The organism is Streptomyces sp. NPDC087420, assembly GCF_044744165.1.
Taxonomy (GTDB): domain Bacteria; phylum Actinomycetota; class Actinomycetes; order Streptomycetales; family Streptomycetaceae; genus Streptomyces.
Genome location: NZ_JBIUXU010000007.1, coordinates 204019 through 216561 on the forward strand (window position 1 = coordinate 204019; position 12543 = coordinate 216561).

12 protein-coding genes and 1 pseudogene are annotated in these 12543 nt (G+C 70.2%); 7 read left to right on the forward strand and 6 right to left on the reverse strand.

Features of this window, described 5'->3' with window-relative positions; genetic code table 11:
• The first annotated feature begins 402 nt into the window (after nucleotides 1–402).
• The 5 genes from ACIO1C_RS16280 (at nucleotide 403) to ACIO1C_RS16300 (ending at nucleotide 3576) form a co-directional block, all read left to right on the forward strand.
• Complete coding sequence (locus ACIO1C_RS16280) at nucleotides 403–531, forward strand: DUF6126 family protein (protein WP_401863582.1); 129 nt, start codon at nucleotides 403–405, stop codon at nucleotides 529–531.
• A gap of 84 nt (nucleotides 532–615) precedes the next feature.
• Complete coding sequence (locus ACIO1C_RS16285) at nucleotides 616–969, forward strand: ArsR/SmtB family transcription factor (RefSeq protein WP_401864139.1); 354 nt, start codon at nucleotides 616–618, stop codon at nucleotides 967–969.
• 86 nt (nucleotides 970–1055) lie between these two features.
• Entirely contained in the window at nucleotides 1056–2720 is a 1665-nt protein-coding gene (locus tag ACIO1C_RS16290; RefSeq protein WP_401864141.1) for a SulP family inorganic anion transporter, read from the forward strand.
• Between the two features lie 217 nt (nucleotides 2721–2937).
• A complete protein-coding gene (locus tag ACIO1C_RS16295; protein WP_401863585.1) occupies nucleotides 2938–3096 on the forward strand; it encodes a hypothetical protein in 159 nt (52 codons plus the stop codon).
• Nucleotides 3097–3192: 96 nt separating this feature from the next.
• Nucleotides 3193–3576, forward strand: a complete 384-nt coding sequence (locus tag ACIO1C_RS16300; RefSeq protein ID WP_401863588.1) for a CBS domain-containing protein — start codon at nucleotides 3193–3195, stop codon at nucleotides 3574–3576.
• Between the two features lie 684 nt (nucleotides 3577–4260).
• Here ACIO1C_RS16300 and mgt read toward each other — a convergent pair.
• From mgt to ACIO1C_RS16320, 4 genes and pseudogenes are all read right to left on the reverse strand, one after another.
• Nucleotides 4261–5545 (reverse strand): annotated as a pseudogene (mgt, locus tag ACIO1C_RS16305) (macrolide-inactivating glycosyltransferase).
• Nucleotides 5546–5559: 14 nt separating this feature from the next.
• Nucleotides 5560–6861: an ABC transporter substrate-binding protein gene (locus ACIO1C_RS16310; RefSeq protein ID WP_401863591.1), complete on the reverse strand. Its 1302-nt coding sequence runs from the start codon at nucleotides 6859–6861 to the stop codon at nucleotides 5560–5562.
• Nucleotides 6861–7700, reverse strand: coding sequence for a carbohydrate ABC transporter permease (locus ACIO1C_RS16315; protein ID WP_401863594.1), 840 nt, complete (start codon nucleotides 7698–7700; stop codon nucleotides 6861–6863). The genes ACIO1C_RS16310 and ACIO1C_RS16315 overlap by 1 nt, the downstream gene beginning before the upstream one ends.
• On the reverse strand, nucleotides 7697–8653 hold the full coding sequence (locus tag ACIO1C_RS16320) for a carbohydrate ABC transporter permease (RefSeq protein ID WP_401863597.1): 957 nt from the start codon (nucleotides 8651–8653) through the stop codon (nucleotides 7697–7699). The genes ACIO1C_RS16315 and ACIO1C_RS16320 overlap by 4 nt, the downstream gene beginning before the upstream one ends.
• 165 nt (nucleotides 8654–8818) lie before the next feature.
• Here ACIO1C_RS16320 and ACIO1C_RS16325 point away from each other — a divergent pair, with 165 nt between their 5' ends.
• On the forward strand, nucleotides 8819–9682 hold the full coding sequence (locus ACIO1C_RS16325) for a phosphotransferase enzyme family protein (RefSeq protein WP_401863600.1): 864 nt from the start codon (nucleotides 8819–8821) through the stop codon (nucleotides 9680–9682).
• Nucleotides 9683–9689: 7 nt separating this feature from the next.
• Here the strand turns inward: ACIO1C_RS16325 and ACIO1C_RS16330 are convergent, their stop codons facing one another.
• Both ACIO1C_RS16330 and ACIO1C_RS16335 read right to left on the reverse strand, forming a co-directional pair.
• Nucleotides 9690–10412, reverse strand: a complete 723-nt coding sequence (locus ACIO1C_RS16330) for a 3'-5' exonuclease (protein WP_401863603.1) — start codon at nucleotides 10410–10412, stop codon at nucleotides 9690–9692.
• A 106-nt stretch (nucleotides 10413–10518) separates the two neighbouring features.
• The gene (locus ACIO1C_RS16335; RefSeq protein ID WP_401863606.1) at nucleotides 10519–11193 is read right to left on the reverse strand and encodes an HAD family hydrolase; all 675 of its coding nucleotides are present in this window, start codon (nucleotides 11191–11193) and stop codon (nucleotides 10519–10521) included.
• Between the two features lie 99 nt (nucleotides 11194–11292).
• On the opposite strand from ACIO1C_RS16335, the gene ACIO1C_RS16340 reads away from it, so the two are divergent.
• Entirely contained in the window at nucleotides 11293–12504 is a 1212-nt protein-coding gene (locus tag ACIO1C_RS16340) for a helix-turn-helix domain-containing protein (RefSeq protein WP_401863608.1), read from the forward strand.
• The last annotated feature ends 39 nt before the right edge of the window (nucleotides 12505–12543 follow it).

Below are 12543 nucleotides of genomic sequence, written 5' to 3' on the forward strand. Positions count from 1 at the left end.
CGTACAAGGGGCATGACCCGGATAGGCCCAAAGGGGGCCATGGGATGATCTTGAAGCCTTGAAGGCGCCGACCTGCGGAACAGCGTCGGCAGATGGCTGATCATCATCTCGCGTGGCCGTCGCCGATCCGTCACAGTGGCGCGGCGCGACGGACTCAGGACTCGCCGCTCTGCTCGGTGCCACGGCCGGAACCCTCGGCACCGGAGCGACGGGCCTCGCGGTCGCTCCGCCGGGCCGCAACACGGCTCGCCATCAGCTCCCGGACGCTTCATCTCGTACACCGTGAAGATCACCCGGCACTCCGGGCCGCTCACAGGCCAGTTGAAGTATTCTTCAATTGACCACATGATGCATCACGCATCGAGGGGGTCGGACGTGTGGGCCACTGAGTGGAGGCGTGCGGTGAGTGAGAGCGAAGGCTGGAAGGAACGCGGGGTGAAGTTCCGGTTCCTGATCTACCTCTTCGGGACCCATCTCTTCGCCGGGTTCGTCTGGGTGCTCTTTTACGTGGGGCAGCACGCAAACAAGTGAGTGGTGCTGCGGGAGAGCGGTATCGAGGTCTGTCTGTCCGGGGGCGGGCCAGGTCGGGGCTGAGTGGGAGAGGGGCTGGTGGCGGTGCCGATTCCGCTGTATCAGGCGAAGGCGGAGTTTTTCCGGATGCTGGGTCATCCGGTGCGGATCCGGGTGCTGGAGCTGTTGCAGGACGGGCCGATGCCGGTGCGTGACCTGCTGGCCCGGATCGAGGTGGAGCGCTCCAATCTGTCCCAGCAGCTGGCGGTGCTGCGGCGCTCGGGCATTGTGACGGCCACCCGGGAGGGCGACACGGTGGTCTACGCCCTGGCCGGCGGGGACGTCGCGGAGCTGATGCGGGCCGCGCGACGGATCCTGACGGAGTTGCTGTCGGGACAGCAGGACCTGCTGGCCGAACTGCGCGAGGCGGACCGCGACGTTGCGGTGAAAAGCGCGTGAGCGCTTCCGGTGCCGCCGGCCGGGCCGCTCTCCTGGTGCGTGACCGGCTGCGGGCCGTGCTGCCCGACCGGCGGATCCTCGCGACCATGGGCCGCTCCCCGCGCAAGGACCTCCTCGCGGGTCTGACGGTCGCCATTGTGGCCTTGCCCCTGGCTCTGGGGTTCGGGATCTCCTCGGGGGCCGGGGCTGAGGCGGGGCTGGTCACCGCGGTCGTCGCCGGCGCGATCGCGGCGGTCTTCGGCGGATCCCACCTCCAGGTGTCCGGCCCCACCGGCGCGATGACCGTGGTCCTGGTCCCGATCGTCCACCAGTACGGCGTCAAGGGCGTGCTGACGGTCGGGCTGCTGGCCGGAGCGGTCCTGGTGTTGCTGGCTCTGCTGCGTACGGGCCGCTTCATGGCGTACGTTCCGGTCCCGGTGGTGGAGGGCTTCACCCTGGGCATCGCCGGCGTGATCGCTCTACAGCAGATCCCCGGAGCTCTCGGCGTCAAGGCGCCACCGGGTGACAATCCGGCCGTGGTCGCGTTCGCCGCGGCCGGTGACTTCGCCACCCACCCGGACGGGGCCGCGCTCGCGATCACGGTCGCCGTGGTCGCGGTGATGCTGGTGGGCGCGCGCCGCCGGCCGGCGATCCCCTTCTCGCTGCTCGCGGTCGCCGCCGCCACCGCGGCCGTACCGCTGCTGCATCTGCACGTGGCCACGATCGGGCATCTGCCCGCCGGCATCCCGGCGCCCTCCCTGGAATTCCTGGCCCCCTCGACCGTTCCCTCGCTGCTGCCCTCTGCGCTGGCCGTGGCCGCGCTCGCCGCGCTGGAGTCGCTGATGGCAGCGACCGCCGCCGATGCCATGAGTGTCTCGGAGCGGCACGACTCGGACCGGGAGCTGTTCGGCCAGGGCCTGGCCAACCTGGTTGCCCCGCTGTTCGGCGGAGTCGCGGCGACCGGGGCAATCGCGCGTACGGCCGTCAACGTCCGCTCCGGAGCCGCCTCCCGACTCGCCGCGCTCATCCACGCCGCTGTACTCGCAGTGATCGTCTTCGCCGCCGCCCCGCTCGTCGGCGGGATCCCGCTGGCCGCGCTGGCCGGTGTGCTGATCGCCACTGCGGTCCGCATGGTCGAGGTCGGCTCGCTGCGCGCGCTGGCCCGCAGCGGCCGGGGCGAGGCCCTGATCCTGGCCCTTACCGCTGTCGCCACCCTGGCGTTCAACCTGGTCACCGCGGTAATCGCGGGACTGGTCGTGTCCGGTGTGCTGGCGCTGCGCGCGGTGTCACAGGCCGCCCGGATCGAGGAAGTGCCCCTGCACGAGGGTCTGGTACCGGCCGACAACCACCGGGAGGAGCGGGATCTGCTGGCGGAGCACATCGTGGCGTACCGCCTGGACGGACCGCTGCTGTTCGCCGCGGCCCACCGTTTCCTGCTGGAGCTGACCGAAACCACACACTTCAAGGTGGTGATCCTGCGGATGTCGAGGGTCAGCGCGATGGACGCCTCCGGCGCCCGGGTACTCGGCGACGCGATCGACAAACTCACCCAGCGCGGTGCGCTGGTCCTCGTCTCCGACATCCGCGACGTACACGGCCCGCGCCTGGACGCCCTGGGGATCCTGGACACTCTGCGCGCCGACGGCAGGGTCTTCGCCTCCACCCCCCAGGCCATCGCCTATGCCCGCGCCCATCTGCACGGCGCCGGACTGCTGCCCCACCAGCCCACCAACGGCGCCACCGCCCCGGAGGCCGCGAAAGCGGGCCGGTGAGCCCACCCCAGCCCTGCCCGCGACGATGATGAAGGAGGACACGGGTGCGATTCGAAGCCACGCATTACCTGTCCGGTCACGACGCCCCCACCAGCACCCCGACCGACGCCGCCGGAGTCGGGGCCCTGCTGGCACTTCGTGGCGTCACCGCCACCAACGCCGTACCCAGCAGTCCCCGTCTCCGGCCCGTCCCGCACACCCCGAACCGGAGGCACCTGTGCCCTACAAGCGTTCCAGCAACAACGACCACCAGTTGGCCGAGGCCGCCGACCTGCTGCGCAAGGCCCGCGCGGCGGGCGACACCACCGAGGTCGACCGGTTGACGGTTTGGATCGACCAGCGCCTGGACCAGCATTTGGAAGCCGCCCGGGACTGACCACCAGCGCCGCTTCGTCCGCACCATCCCCCGACCGACACGAGTGTCCGCCACTCCCGGCCGGGGAAATGACCCCCACCAGGAAGGAAGTGCCCCATGACACCCATCCGGATCGCCCGGGCTCAGGAACCCACCGCCGCAGACGTCATGACCCCCGCGGACCTTCAGGTCAGCGACCACACCACCGTGGACAAGACGCTGTCGATCCTGCACAGCGCGCATGCGGACCACCTGCTCGTACGAGGCGAGGACGGCCGGTGCACCGGCCTTGTCACCCCCGCCGATCTCGACCTCTACCGCACCCAGCCCTGGTACACCCAGCAGACCCGCTTACGCGACCTTCCCCCTGCCGGCAGTCCGTTCGCCGGCGCCGACATGCCCGCCTCGACCGTCGCCACCACGATGCGCGCACACGGCGTGACGGCCTGGCCCGTCATCGACCCGGAAGGCTTCGCACTGGGCATCATCACCACGGAGTGACCACGCACGGTTCCCGCGTGAATCCCGGCACCCGCAGCCGACGCCGGCCCCCGGCGAGACCATGATCATTCTCATCGTCAACCGCTGTACCGCGGATACTCAACCCTGTGGCACCGCATGGTGATGATCAGCCGCCGGGAACTGGCCAAGGCCCCGCGAACCGGACGCGCGCGGCCGTGGCCGCTGAGCTGAACGGCCGCCCCCGCCATCCGAATCGATGGACGCGATCTTTTCCCGCCCACGGCCGAAACCTACGGGCTCACCCGCCACGTCCACGCGACGCCGGACGGGCGGGCCGGTTCGCCCACCACCGGCCAACTCGTCCGGGCCCTCAACTCCGCCCCATAGGATCACCGCCACACACTCTGTGTTGCGACGACCGCTGGAATCCGCCGCCCGTAGCGGCGGAGAGAGCCCTTCGCTGTGGTCTACCCACCCGCCGAGCCGGACCGATCGGGCCCGCGGGGCACCGCTCCCACTCGAAGGCGTCGTCGGTGATCGCCTTCTTACTGCCGGGCGGAAGCGGCGTACTCGGGACGTCAAGCAGCCCACGGTGATACTGGAAACACCGGGCATCCAGCAACACCATGCCGTTGAGCGGGCCTTCAGAGCTTCAAGATCATCCCATGGCCCCTTATGCGCTTACCTGGGTCATGGCCCTACAAGAGCCGTACAGCACACGCGTCACACGTCCCGCTCCCCGCCGCCGGGCGCGCCTCCGGGCCCGTCCGGCGGCAGCATGTCCTCGATCAGGTCCGCCGCCCGCCGCGTGCCGCCCTCCGCCGCCATCTCCGCCCGGATCGACCGTAGTCCGCGCGCCACCTCCGGATCCGAGGCCACGGCGAGGACCGCCTCCCGCAGCCTCTCCGGCGTCACGTCCGCCGTGTCGAGGCGCCGGGCCACCCCCAGGGAGACCAGTGTGTCGGCGTTGCCGAACTGGTCCACCGCCTGCGGGACCGCGACCATCGGGGTGCCCGTCGCCAGCCCCTCCTGGCTGCCGCCCGCGCCCGCGTGAGTGACAAACGCGTCGGCCTGCCGCAGGACCGACAGCTGCGGAACCCAGCGGTGGACCTCTACGTTCGCCGGTACGTCACCCAGCTCGGCGTCGTCCACGAACGCGCCGATCTGGAGGACGACGTGCCACCCCGGCAGCCCCCCGAACGCCTCCACACACGTCCGGTAGAACGCCGGCTGCTTGGTGAACGCCGAGCCCAGCGACACCAGAAGCACCTTCCCGCCCCCCTCGGGCCGCCGCCACTCCCCCTGTTCCGTCCGGTCCCCCTGGCAGGCGCCGACAAAGGTGAAGACGGACTCGTCCACCTTCTCCGCGTACGGCTGGAGCACCCGGGGGATGAGGACGAGGGACCGGCCGGGCCGGGCGACCAGCCGGTCCCGGTCGGTGTGGTCCATGTGGTGCGCGTCGAGCCACGCCGTGAACCGGGCCAGGTACGCCCGCCCCCGCTCCGTCGACTCCAGCTCGGCGGTCATCGGCGCGGCGACCTCCTCGTACCCGTCCCAGGCGACCATGTTCGGCGAGAGCTGGACGTACGGCACGCCCCAGCGGTGCGCGAGGACCGGCGCGGGGTAGGACGTGATGTCGCTCAGGACCAGGTCGGGGAGGTCGTCCTCGAACGCCTCGGCCAGCTGCGGCAGCGCCTGGATCGCGTCGTCCAGGAACGGCTCGACGTTGTCGATCAGTTCCGTGCCCCAGTCCTCGGGGTCCGCGTCGGGCGGCGGCAGGAGGGAGGTGTAGATCACCGGCCGGGCTCCGGTCGCGGCGACCTTGTCGGCGAAGACGGCGGGGATCGCGTAACTGACCCGGTGCCCCCGGGCGACCAGCTCACGGATCACTTCCAGACTCGGGTTCACGTGCCCGTGGGCGGCGATGGAGAACATGGCGACATGGGCGGGCCTGGGTGAGGTCATGGGCCGGACTCTAGGCGAGACGAGACGTCTCGTACAACTCAATTCCGCGCGCCTGCCTCACCTCTGATAGCGCGCCAGCACCAGATTCCCGTCCTCGACCAGCCGCTTCTCCAGCTCCTCCCGGCCGATCGCCCCGCTGTAGTACTCCTGGAGCGCCGGCGTCGCCACCTTGTCCTTCCACTCCGGATACCCGCGCACCGACTGAGCCGGGGCGGACCGCAGATCCCGCGCCAGCGCCGCACCCGTCGCCCAGCCGTCCTTCGCGGTGTGCAGCGAGGGGTCCGCGAGCGCGCGGGTCCCCGTCGGCAGCATCCAGTCGCCCTTCGCGAGCCGCACCATGTTCGACGGCTGGAGCAGGAAGTCGATGAACCGCACTGCCTCCTTCTTGTACGGGCTGTCCTCGGCGACCGAGAGCGTCTGCGGGCTCACCCCCTGGGCCAGCCCCTCGCTGTCCCCAGCCGGCGCGGGCAGCACCGTCCACTCGAAGCCCTCCGGCGCCTGCTGAATGATCTGCTGGCGGTACGAGAACCCCAGCGGGACCATCGCGTAGACGCCGCCGAACAGCCCCGGCAGGGTGTCGGACCCGCCCATCCCGAGCGTGGCCCCCGACGCGCTCCCGTCGGTGTTCACCTGGGCGTGGACGGTCTCGGGGACCACCGCGTCGCCGTCGGTGAAACGGACCGTCACCTTCCCGTCCGCGCCCCGGTGGAAGAGCCGGCCCCCGGTGGACAGCCCCAGGTTGAGCGTCGCGGACACCGGGTCCTTGAGCGGCCACGCCACGGCGTACTTCCCCGGGCCCATCCGCGCGGTCAGCTCCTTGCTGATCCGCCGGAACTCGGGCCAGCTCCAGGGCTTGTCCGGCGTCGGAATCCGCACCCCGGACGCGTCGAGGACCTTCTTGTCGGCGATCAGGACCCGTGGCTCCTGGAGGAACGGCACCCCGTAAACACCGCCGCCGTCCCCGAACGTCGTCGTGTCCCAGCTGCTCCCGGGGATGTCCTCCCGCAGCCGGGCTGGCAGCAGCGGGCCCAGATCGGCGAGATAGCCGCCGTACGCGAAGTCGGCGAGGTCGTCCGAGGCGTCGTGGATGATGTCCGGCGCCTCACCGCCCTCGAAGGAGGTGAGCAGTTGGTCGTGGACGCTGTCCCAGCTGCCCTGCACGTACTCGACCCGGATGTCCGGGTGGGCGGCGTTCCACTCCTCCACCAGCTCCTTGTTGACCCGGACCGACTCGTCCTGCCAGGCCAAGGACTGGAAACGCAGGGTGATCCGGCCGTCGCGGGAGCCGCCCCCGCCGGAACAGCCCGTGAGGAGCAGCGTCAGGACCACAACGGCGACGGCGGCTCTGCGCATCAGCATCAGCTCTTCACCGCCCCGGCGAGCATCCCGCCCGTGATCCGCCGCTGGATGACGGCGAAGACGACGAGCGAGGGAAGGGTGGCGAGGAACGCGGCGGCGGCGAGCGGGCCGAGGTCGGCGACCCCTTCCGCGCCCAGGAAGTGGGTGAGGACCACCGGCAGGGTCTGTTTCTCCGGGGACTTGAGCAGGACGAGCGCGAAGAAGAACTCGTTCCACGCGGTGATGAACGCGAAGAGCGCCGTGGCGACGATGCCGGGCACCAGCAGGGGCGCGGTGACCGAGACGAGCGTACGGAGTCGGCCGGCGCCGTCCACGGACGCGGCCTCCTCCAGCTCGACCGGTACGGCCCTGACGTACCCGACCAGCATCCAGAGGGCGAACGGCAGCGACCACACGACGTACACCATGACCAGGCCGGGCACGGAGTTGATCAGGTGGAGGTTCTTGAGGACCAGGAACAGCGGAATGATCAGCAGGACGAACGGGAACGCCTGGCTGACGACCACCCAGCCCGTCGCCGCCGCCGCGAGTCTGCCGCGTGTGCGGGCCATCACGTACGCCATGGGGGTCGCGATCACCACGGCGATCACGGCGGCGGACAGCGCGGCGACCAGGCTGTTGCCGGCGGCCCGTACGAGCGGCTGTTCGTCGAAGGCCTGGCGGAAGTTGTCGAGGGTCGGGTGGTCGGGGATCCAGGTGGGGTGGAGGCTCGCCAGCTCCCGGGCCGGTTTGAACGCGGTGGAGATCAGCCAGAGGAAGGGGAAGGCGAGGAAGACGAGATAACAGAGGAGCGCGGCGTACTGCCCGGCGCGCGCGGGCCCACGGGTGCGGACGTTCATCCGTTCTCCCCTTCTCGGAGCCGGCCGACCAGATGGAGCGCGAGGATCACCGAGATCACGGCGACCATGACGCAGCCCATGGCGGCCGCGTAGCCGAACTGGCCGTAGCGGAAGGCCTCCTCGTACGCGAAGAGCATCGGCAGCCGGGTGCGGCCGCCGGGTCCGCCACTGGTGAGCACGTAGACCAGGGCGAAGGAATTGAAGTTCCAGATGAAATTGAGCGCGGTGATGGCCAGGGCCACCGGGCGCAGTGCGGGCCAGGTGACGGTACGAAACCGGCGCCACGCGCCCGCGCCGTCGAGCGCGGCGGCCTCGTGCAGTTCGTGCGGGGTGTTCTGGAGGCCGGCGAGGAGCGCGACCGTGGTCTGGGGCATCCCGGCCCAGATCCCGACGACGATCACGGCGGGCAGGGCGGTGGCGAGGCCGGTCAGCCAGTCCCGCCCGTCGCCCAGACCGGTGTCGCGGAGCGTCTCGTTGAGGATGCCCGCGTCGGCGTTGTAGACGAGCCGCCACATGATGCCGACGACCACTTCGGGCATGGCCCAGGGGATGATCGCGAGGGCGCGGGCCAGCCAGCGGAAGCGGAGGTTCTGGTTGAGCAGCAGGGCCAGCCCCAGGGCAAGCGCGAACTGCGGCACGGTGACGCCGACCGCCCATAACAGCCCGATCCGGAACGAGTCCCAGAACAGCGTGTCGTGGAGGAGGTCCTGGAAGTTCAGCGTCCCGATCCACTCGGTGGGTTCGGTGCGGCCGGACTGGGCGTCGGTGAAGGCGAGCGCGATCCCGTACAGGAGCGGTCCGACGCTCAGCACCAGGATCGGGATCAGCGCGGGCAGGACCAGGAACCAGGCTCCGTGGCCGGCACCGGGCGCGGGTCTCTTCCTGCCGGTCTTCTTACCGGGCTTTTTGCCGGACCGCGTCGTCCCGGGCGCGGTCGCGCTCGCCGATGTCACGGATTTGACTCCTTCGGGCGGCTCGGGAGTGCGGTGGGGGGTGCCCCGGCAGCCTCCGTCATCGTGCTGACGGGCTTTCCGTTCGTCAAGGTGGCCTGCGCGGATGCGAGACTTGCCGGTCGGAGCGATCGGAACAGTGACCGGGGCGAGGAGATCGGAAGATCCATGGACGAGGCACGGGCGCGGGACCTCCTGGTCACGGCGGGGCTGGCCCGCGACGCGGAACTGCTGGCCTTCGGCGAGAACGCGGTGTTCGCGACGGGCGGCCTGGTCGTCAAGGTCGGCCGGGACGCCACGCGCGAGCCCGAACTGCTGGAGCGGGCGCGGCGGGAGGTCTCCCTCGCGTCCTGGCTCGCGGAGTGCGGCATTCCGGCGGTACGGGCGGCGGAGCCGGAGGCCCGTACCGCCGACGGCCACCCGGTGACCCTCTGGCACCGGCTGCCCGACGCCGTACGCCCGGCGGGCCCCGCCGATCTGGCGTCCCTGCTGCGCGCGGTCCACGCCCTGCCCGCGCCCGCCTTCGCCCTCCCCCGCCGTGAGTTGCTCGGCGGGGTCGAACGGTGGCTGCGGCTCGCCGGCGACGCCGTCGACCCCGCCGACGCCGCCTTCCTGCGGGAGCGCAGGGACGGCTTCGCCGGCGCGGCGGCGGCCCTCACCCCGCATCTCCCGCCGGGCCCGATCCACGGCGACGCGCTGCCGCGCAACGTCCATGTCGGCCCGGAAGGCCCTGTCCTGGTGGACCTGGAGACCTTCTCGGCGGACCTGCGGGAGCACGACCTGGTGGTGATGGCCCTGTCCAGGGACCGGTACGGCCTGGCCCCCGACGCGTACGACACCTTCACCGCCACGTACGGCTGGGACGTACGCGACTGGCCGGGCTGCACGGTCCTGCGCGGTGCCCGCGAGACGGCCAGCTGCGCGTGGGTGGCGCAGCACGCCCCGGCCAACCCCAAGGCGGCGGAGGAATTCCGGCGCCGGGTCGCCTCGCTGCGGGAGGGCGACCCGGAAGTCCGCTGGTACCCCTTCTGACGGCCGGTCAGCCGACCCGCGCGCCGTGCGGGACGAGCGGCCAGGCCGGCTCGATGTACGCCGAGGGATTCGACGTACGCCGCAGATAGCTCTGGAGCGAGGCGGACTGCTCGGCCGCCGCGCGCACTTGGAGCGCGTGCAGGTCCGCGAGCGGAACGCTTCCTATGGAGGGGTGCCTCTCGCCCATACGGCGGGCCGCGCGCGCCGCCGCCACCGCGTCCGCCCGGGCATCGTGCGCGTCCGCCAGCTCCACGCCGTAGTGCGCGCAGAGCGCCTGGAGCGTGCGCTTGCCCTTGCGGTACTGGTCCGCGTGTTTGTCGAGCACCAGCGGGTCGATGACCGGCGAGGGATCCGCGCCCAACCGCGCCGCGAGCGGCTCGATCCCGTACCTCCGGCACTCCCGGTCCAGCAGCGACAGGTCGTACCGCGCGTTCATCACCACCAGCGGTACGCCCGAGCGGAACACCCGCGCCACCGCCTCCGTGATCTCCTCGACCGCCGGCGCGGCCGGCGCCCCGTGCGCGCGCGCCCGGTCCGTGGAGATGCCGTGGATCGCCGACGCCTGCTCGGGGATGGAGATCCCCGGGTCGAGCAGCCACGTCCGCTCCTCACCGACGCGCCCGTCCGGCTCCAGCCTCACCAGCGCGGCGGTGACAATGCGATCACTCTCGATGTCCGTGCCGGTGGTCTCCAGGTCGAACGCGACCAGCGGCTCCCCATGCCAAGTCATCGTGATCCCTCCCTCGTCAAGCGGTGGCGCGTCCCCCAGGTCGGCGCTTTCCCCGTTGAATCACCACCCTGCCACCCGCCACTGACAGCGGGTCCCACCGGGCAGGCTACGTACGGCCGGTGACGAGCTTGAGGAGCAGAGCAACGTCAGTCAGATCGTCGAGGACGAATTCAGCGCCCGCTTCACGCAGCTCGGTCGCGGAGCTGCGGCCCGTCGCAACGGCGATCACCCGCACTCCGTTCTCGTGTCCGCCTTCAATGTCCGCAGGAGTGTCGCCGATCAGTACGGCATCCGCCGCGGCAGTGGACGAACGGTCAAGGGCGAGGGCAACAAGGGCCGGCCGGAGGTCCGCGTCCTCTCCGTAGGCACCCGCGTCCCATTCGATATGGGTGTCCAGGCCGAAGGCGTTCAGCTTGATCTCAGCAACCGGGCGTACATTCCCTGTCACCACGGTCTGCCGCACGTTCGCCGTGGCGAGAGCGTCCAAGGCCGCTGCGGCGCCGACAAGCGCAGAGCCTCGGTTCCTCAACTCCCCTACCCGCGATACGTGCTGTTCGGTAAGCGCACGCGCGAACCGTTCAAAGTCCCGACGGTCGGTGGTGAGACCGTGCAGTTTGGCGGTCTCCCGGAAGATCACAGCTTCCGTGATCCCGTCGATCGTGGCTTGTCGCCGCATGGGCTGACCAGTCACCTCCGCGAACGCCGCCGCTGACAGTTCACGTCCGACACCGTGTGTCTCGATGAGTGTGTGGTCGATGTCCCACAGGAGCAGTTGAGGCATGTGTCGCCCCTCCCCAAATCTGATCACACCATCCACCACGTCGCGGAGGGCTCCCATGACAGAGCCGTCCGCCCTACTCTGGCGTAATCGGGAGGGTAGATGGAAGAAACACCAAGACTGCCCGTCGGGGCACGGATCAGGTACCACCGGCGAAAGCACGGCAATCGGTCGATGGCCGCGGTAGCCGGGCTGTGCGGAGTCACAGAGCGGTACTTCTCGATGATCGAGAACGGAAAGCGCGTCCCCTCACCCAAGCTGCTGACCCGGATCGCAGCCGAACTTGATGTACCGGTTGCCGCGCTCCTTGCCGACAAATCACCTGCCAAGGCCGCCGCATCACGGACGACCGCGCCAGACGTCGCCCACGCCTTGCTGGGATACGGCTCGACCCGAACGGGCTCCCCCTTAGGGCCGGCGGCGTTACGCACGCGCGTTGAAGAAGCGTGGTGCACGTGGCAGACAAGCACGGAGCGATTCACGGAGATCGAGGCGGTGCTCCCCGCGCTCGTCGCGGACGCTGAGTACTCCGTCCGAGTGCACCGTGGATCGAGCAGCACGGCAACTCGGCGCGATGTGCTCCGCGCGGCAGCGGACTTGTACGGTCTCCTACGGTCCTACTGTCGCCGGTCCGGCCGGCTCGACTTGTCTCTGATGGTCGCGGACCGGGCCCGTCGAGCCGCAGAGGACGCGGACGATCCCATCCGGCTCGCTGCCGCGCACTGGAATCTCGGGCACTGCCTTCTGTCGCAGGACGGCGGTGCTCAGGAAGCGCACGAGGTCGCCCGCATCGCGATCGAAGAACTCCGCTCCGTCCCCGAAAGCAACGAGAAGGCTGCCATCCAAGGGGCACTCGAACTCGTCTGTGTCGTAGCGGAAGCGCAGCGCAAAAAGTGGTGGGACGCGCGCGCGCGTCTGGACCAGAAAGCGGCCCCTCTCGGCAAAAGAGCCGGGGAATCGAACACTATGTGGACCGTGTTCGGGCCTACGAATGTCAACCTCCACGCCTTGAGTATCGAGATGCTCGCCGGCCAGAGCGCGGAGGGGCTACGCCTGGCTGACGAGATGGACATCTCCCACCTTCCAAGCAGAGAGCGGCAGTTCACGTTCACTCTGGAACTCGCCCGCGGCTACTACCAGCGGCGTGACGACGCTGCGGTCCTGGTTCACCTCTTGGACCTGGAGAAGCTGAGTGCCGAAGACATGACCCGGAGCACCGTCGCAGCAGACATGGCAACGAGCCTCCTCCAGCGTGTACGTCCTACCTACCGACGCCAGGTAACCGGCCTCGTGGAGCGCCTGGGGTTCACCTGACCGACCGGAACTGACAGTTCACCCGAACTGAGAGTTCGG

Bases quoted from the DNA above. Each gene is read 5' to 3' on its own strand.
- ACIO1C_RS16290 (WP_401864141.1), top strand. From the start codon at position 1,056: ATGGGCCGCTCCCCGCGCAAGGACCTCCTCGCGGGTCTGACGGTCGCC.
- ACIO1C_RS16300 (WP_401863588.1), top strand. From the start codon at position 3,193: ATGACACCCATCCGGATCGCCCGGGCTCAGGAACCCACCGCCGCAGAC.
- ACIO1C_RS16310 (WP_401863591.1), bottom strand. From the start codon at position 6,861: ATGCTGATGCGCAGAGCCGCCGTCGCCGTTGTGGTCCTGACGCTGCTC.
- ACIO1C_RS16315 (WP_401863594.1), bottom strand. From the start codon at position 7,700: ATGAACGTCCGCACCCGTGGGCCCGCGCGCGCCGGGCAGTACGCCGCG.
- ACIO1C_RS16325 (WP_401863600.1), top strand. From the start codon at position 8,819: ATGGACGAGGCACGGGCGCGGGACCTCCTGGTCACGGCGGGGCTGGCC.
- ACIO1C_RS16330 (WP_401863603.1), bottom strand. From the start codon at position 10,412: ATGACTTGGCATGGGGAGCCGCTGGTCGCGTTCGACCTGGAGACCACC.
- ACIO1C_RS16335 (WP_401863606.1), bottom strand. From the start codon at position 11,193: ATGCCTCAACTGCTCCTGTGGGACATCGACCACACACTCATCGAGACA.
- ACIO1C_RS16340 (WP_401863608.1), top strand. From the start codon at position 11,293: ATGGAAGAAACACCAAGACTGCCCGTCGGGGCACGGATCAGGTACCAC.